Raw genomic sequence first — 4,351 nt, 5'->3', positions numbered from 1 at the left:
CAGGGTGGAGACCGGCCCCTCGTAGGCGTAGGCCTTCACGTCCTCGGTCACGCCGTCCACGATGCGCTGCATGGCGGTGGAAGGACGGTCGTCCACCGGTGGGGTGGTGGTCGGCGGCTCCGTCGTCGGGGGCGTCGTGGTCGGCGGTTCCGCGGTGGGGGGCTCCGTCGTTGGCGGTTCCGTCGTCGGGGGCGTCGTGGTGGGCGGTTCCGTGGTGGGCGGTTCCGTGGTCGGCGGTTCCGTGGTGGGGGGCTCCGTCGTCGGCGGCTCCGTCGTCGGGGGCGTCGTGGTCGGCGGTTCCGTAGTGGGCGGTTCCGTGGTGGGCGGTTCCGTGGTGGGGGGCTCCGTCGTCGGGGGCGTCGAAGGAGTCCCGGACAGGGTGATCCCGCTGCCGCTGACCTGGAACTGGTCCGCCGTGAAGCCGCCCGCGAAGCGCAGGGTGACGTCGGCGCCCGCCGTGGCGTCGGTGCCGATGCGCAGGAAAGTGACGCCGCCCACCGTCTCCGCCTGGACCTGTCCAGCGCCGAGCTGGCTGCCGTTGCCGGCGGTGACCGCGCCGGCCATCGCCGTTCCGGTGACGACGAAGACGTCGCCGCCGGTGGCGCCGGTGATGCTGGCGAAGCCGTTGGCCTGGGCGGCGGTCATCGTCACCGTGTGGCGGACGCCGCCGACCAGATCGAGATTTTCCACGTTGGTCAGCGTCATGCCGGAGATGTCGATCTGCGGCGTCGCCGTGGTGACCTTGTTCTCCGGATCGGACACATTGTCGGAGCTGACGCGCAGCGTGTCGGTGCCGTCGCCGCCGTCGAAGGACACGGTGCCGGCGTCGCTCTGCGCGGCGACGATGAAGGTGTCGTTGCCCGCGCCGCCCTGGATGACGTCGGCTTCCGGCAGGGGATCGTGCGCGCCGCTGTAGAAGACGTCGTCGCCATCGCCGCCGATCATCGTGTCGACGCCCCAGTCGCCGATCAGCGTGTCGTTGCCGGTGCCGCCGTCGATCAGGTCGTTGCCGCCGCCGCCGGCCAGCAGGTCGTTGCCGTCCTCGCCGTACAGCATGTCGTCGTCGGCCCGCCCGAAGGCCCGGTCGTCGCCGCCGCCGCCGCGGATCGTGTCGTTGCCGGTGCCGCTCTCCATCGTGTCGTTGCCGGCGCCGCCGATCTCCACGTCGTTGCCGCCGTGGCCCCAGAACCAGACACCGTCGTCGTTGGCGACCAGACGGTCGTCGAACTCGCTGCCGATCCAGCGCTCAATGTTGGTGAAGCTGTCGCCCGCGGCGTCGCCGGTGCTGTTCCCCGGGTCGCGCAGATCCAGGACGACGCCCACGGTCGAGTTCGCGTAGGTCACCTCGTCGAAGCCGTCGCCGCCGTCGAACACGTCCGCTCCGTCGCCGCCCTCCATGGTGTCATGGCCGATGCCGCCGGTCAGCGTGTCGTTGCCGGCACCGCCGTTCATCAGGTCGTTGCCCTGGCCGCCGTCCAGACTGTCGTCGCCGTCGCCGCCGTTGATGGTGTCGGCATCGCCTTCGCCGAACAGGGTGTCGTTGCCGGCGCCGCCGTCGAGCAGGTCGTTGCCCCAGCCGCCATAGACCAGATCGTTGCCATCCTCGCCATACAGCACGTCGTTGTCGGCGCGGCTGTAGATCTGGTCGTCGCCGGCCCCGCCATAGACGGTGTCGTTGCCGTCGCCGCTCTCCATCGTGTCGTTGCCGGCGCTGCCGATCTCCACGTCGTCGCCCGCGTGCCCCCAGAACCACACGGGGTCGTTCCCGGCCACCATGGTGTCGTTGTAGTTGGAACCGATCCAGCGCTCGATGCCGGTGAAGCTGTCGCCCGCGGCATCGCCCGTGCTGTTCGCCGGGTTGCCAATGTCGATGGTCATGCCGACGGTGGCGTTCTCGTAGGTGACGACGTCGAAACCGTCGCCGCCGTCGAACACATCCGCGCCGGCGCCACCGTCCATGGTGTCGTGGCCGAGACCGCCGGTCAGCGTGTCGTTGCCGCCGTTGCCGATCAGGATGTCGTTGCCGGCACCGCCGTCGATGTTGTCGGCGGCGTCATCGCTGGTCAGCGTGTCGTTGCCGTCGGTCGGCGTGCCGGTCACGGCCAGCACATGGGACCAGCCCTCGGCTTCCGCGAAGGGAGAGGGGGTGAACACGGGCGCGGTGCGCATGTCGAGCGCCCAGGAGGCGCCCCGCGTCGCCGGACCGACCGGCCCCGAGGAGGCCGCGACGGCGGCACCCGTGGCGGCGGCCAGCCGGTCGAGGAGGAGACGGCCCGCCTCGCCCGCACCGGCGTGGCAGGCGTGGATGTGGATCTCGGTGCCGCGCGCGTCCGGCCAGGAGCGGTCGAGCAGCGACCGCGCATCCAGCGGCTGGGCGCCCAGCAGGACCCGTCCCGGCTCGCCATGGGCGACCACATGCAGGACGGATGGGCGCGTGGTGAGAGCGGCGGCCAGCACGGCGTGGCCATCGTCGGTGGCGGAGACGAGCGTAACCTGAACGTCGGGACGGCGGTGGCTGAGCAGTGTCTCGCGATCCTCAAGCCCAGCGTCCGCGATGATGACTTCGTTCAAGGGAGACTCTCCGTAAATTTTGTTGTGATCGTTGGGATGCCCGAGCGCCACGCTCGCGTATACGGCAAAGCGTGCGGCTTCCTATGACATGAATTTACGGGGCATACTCCTGCAACTGCCTAATAAGTAATAACTCCTACTCCTCGCAAAAAGCGCCTGTTCTATTGATATTCATGCCAATCGAGGCGCTTCTTCAGGATTATCATTTCGCTTGATCTTAAATCCTTCGGATGCTCTGCACGCCCCGTGCGGCGAAGGGTGGGGCGCAATCGATAGCGCTACGGCGCATTTCGACAAGGCGGCACGCAAAGGACGGTGACACGGATGCTCCGCCGCCTCCTTCGCGCCATGGGCATCGGCGCTTTCCGCCCAAGCCGCGAGGCTCTCGGCGCGGGCCGTACCGAGCCGGCCATCGCCGCGACCGCTTCGTGGAGCAACGATCCGAGCCATTCCGCCCGAGCCATTCCGCGCGCTTGGCCGAGACGCACCGGACTCACGCCGCCTGGGCCCGCGTTCTGCTCTCCCCGGCTTGTCGCTGCCAACGCGGAGGCGGCGTTTCTGATCGGGGAGGCCGGCCGGAAGGCGCCGCGCCCGTCAGCGGCGTGCGGTGCTGCGCAAGCTGTCCGCCGCGGCGGCCCGCTGGCTGGGCCGGGACACGTGGCGCGGGATGGCCGGCGCCGCCCCGCACCACGCGATCATTCCATCCCGGAGAAAGCGCTGATGCCTCCCCGTGTGGCCGTCAACCGCGGTGCATGCCGGTGAAAACACGGGATGCCGATGATGCCCCCTTCCGGCGGCGGTTACGGCACGGATGGCCGCCGCCGCGGGTTGTCGAGGAAGAAGCGCAGCATCTCCCGTGAGGCGTCCGGCCCGCGCGGGTCGGTGTAGGAACCGGCCGGACTGCCTCCCGCCCAGGCATGCCCGGCCCCTCGGATCGTCCACTGCTCGCACAGCACATGGCCGGAGGCATCGGTGTGGAGCCGGCGGCTGTAGCCATGCCCGCCCGGCACCTGGCCGTGCTCCACCGTGGCTTGCGGTCCCGCCGTTCCCGCCTTGGATTGCGCGACGACATCGTCGCCGTTGCATGGGTGAACCGTGGTGTCCCGGTCGCCGTGAAAGACGATCGTCGGCACGGGGGCGCCGGACCGCGGTTCCACCGGTCCCCCGCCCTGGCGCATGGCGGCGAAGGCGGAGGGAAGGTCGCGGGCGGCGCCCTGGGGAAGGCCGGAATGCACCCCGACGGCGGCGTAGAGGTCGGGATAGGCGGCGCCCATGATGGCCGCCGCCGCCCCGCCGGCGGAGAGGCCCGCGATATAGACGCGGTCCGGATCGACGGGGTGGTCGCGCATGACCTGCCGGGTGATTCCCGCGATCAGCGAGGGCTCGCCGCCGTCACGCCTCTGGTCGGCGGGGTTGAACCAGTTCCAGCACTTCTGGGCGTTGGCCGAGGATGGTTGTCCCGGGTAGACGACGAGGCAACCATGCTCCTCCGCCAGCCGGTTCATGCGGGTGCCGGCGGCGAAATCGTCCGGCGACTGGGTGCAGCCATGCAGCATCACCACCAGGGGAAGCGGCTGGCCGTTGCGGCGGTTGGTTGGAACATAGAGCTTGTAGGAGCGCGTTCCGGCCGCGTTGCTGTAGGACGCCGTCGTGAACGTGGCGCCGTCCGGCAGCGGGTCGGCGGCGGGACGGACGGCGCCGTTCATCCCGGGACCGGCGCCGGCCGGCATGGCGCGGGCGGCGGCGAGGATCGGGCGGTAGCCGGTGCAGCGGCACAGGT

General features: G+C 70.3%; 2 protein-coding genes. Both read right to left on the bottom strand.

All coding sequences use genetic code 11. The annotated features are described in order from the left end of the window. A partial coding sequence (locus QSG27_RS27855; protein ID WP_306711974.1) for a DUF4347 domain-containing protein occupies positions 1-2,571 on the bottom strand: 2,571 nt, incomplete at its 3' end. Positions 2,572-3,371: 800 nt separating this feature from the next. Continuing rightward, a partial coding sequence (locus QSG27_RS27850) for an extracellular catalytic domain type 1 short-chain-length polyhydroxyalkanoate depolymerase (RefSeq protein WP_407653282.1) occupies positions 3,372-4,351 on the bottom strand: 980 nt, incomplete at its 5' end.

Origin of the sequence: Azospirillum isscasi (assembly GCF_030849505.1) — a bacterium.
Taxonomy (GTDB): domain Bacteria; phylum Pseudomonadota; class Alphaproteobacteria; order Azospirillales; family Azospirillaceae; genus Azospirillum; species Azospirillum isscasi.
The sequence above is the reverse complement of the archived record's forward strand: the minus strand, read 5'-3'. Positions and strand labels throughout refer to the sequence as shown.